This is a genomic window from Paenibacillus solanacearum (assembly GCF_910593845.1).
GTDB lineage: Bacteria > Bacillota > Bacilli > Paenibacillales > NBRC-103111 > Paenibacillus_G > Paenibacillus_G solanacearum.
In genome coordinates this window covers 1-1159 of the sequence record NZ_CAJVAS010000113.1, presented here as the reverse complement: position 1 = coordinate 1159, position 1159 = coordinate 1, and the positions used below count along the sequence as shown (strand labels likewise).

General features: G+C 34.6%; 1 pseudogene. It reads left to right on the top strand.

Annotated elements, in window-relative coordinates:
- Positions 1-121 precede the first annotated feature (121 nt).
- Positions 122-1093, top strand: a pseudogene (locus KXG62_RS33800) (ATP-binding cassette domain-containing protein); the annotation flags it as partial.
- Positions 1094-1159: the final 66 nt, after the last annotated feature.

The window sequence follows — 1159 nt, the reverse complement described above, 5'->3', positions numbered from 1 at the left end:
TAATGTAAACTTCACGGGCACAGCGTATCCTTCAACTTGCTTGGCTTTTACACATTTCAATGTTTTTCTTTAACTGGCTCGTCAGAAAGACAATGCCAAAAACTGATTTTTCACCACACTTATAGGAGAACAATTTATAAAGATCCAAAATGAAATTCAATCGATTTGCACGGAAATGGAAACTTCATCAGATATAGAACCTTTACTCGAAAAGTATCAATTGGCTTTAGACGCATTTGATGCAATGGGCGGGAATGATTTTGAAAGTAACATTCATAAGCAGCTAAGTCTAGCAAACCTCATGAAGCGAAGAGATCTTAAGGTAAACGACCTGAGTGGCGGGGAATTCAAACTTATTCAAGTGATAAAGGAAATGCTTAATCGTCCTGACTTAATGATTATGGACGAACCGGATGTGTTTTTAGACTTCGAAAACCTAAATGCGCTAAAAAAACTTATTAATTCTCACAAAGGAATGCTGCTAGTTGTTACGCATAGCCGATATCTATTGAATCATTGTTTCAACAAAATTATACACCTTGAAAACATGGAGATCCAAGAGTTTGATGGGCGATATATTGAGTATAACTTTTCATTACTTCAGACAAAAATGGAGTTACAAGAACTCGCAGTTGCTGAGCATGAAGAGATTGAGAGAAACGAGAACATCATCAATAATCTTAGAGCTATTGCAACTAATAATTCTGAAGCATCAAGAGGGAGAACGTTAAAAGCTAGAGTTAAATTTCATGAAAGGTTGGAAGCGCGTAGAATTAAAGCGCCATTTGTTGATATTAAGCAACCGAATATCAGTTTTGGTATTGATAATGAAATTGAAGATACCATTGTTGTAAATGTCAATAATTATAGTGTTGGCTTTGATGAGCTGCTTTTAGACAATGTTAACTTTGAGATAAAATCTACAGATAAAGTAGCTATTATCGGTTCAAACGGTACCGGGAAAACGACCTTACTTCGGGAGATTTTTAAAAATAATCATGATTCAATTGAAATAAATGATGATGTTAAAGTGGCTTATTTATCTCAGCTTCAAGGTGAAATGCTAAAGGATTCTAATACAATACTGGAAGAATTATAATGCTACATAGAATCTAGACAGCAAAAAAGGAGTTCTTTAGTTGTATGTCATCTACTAGAC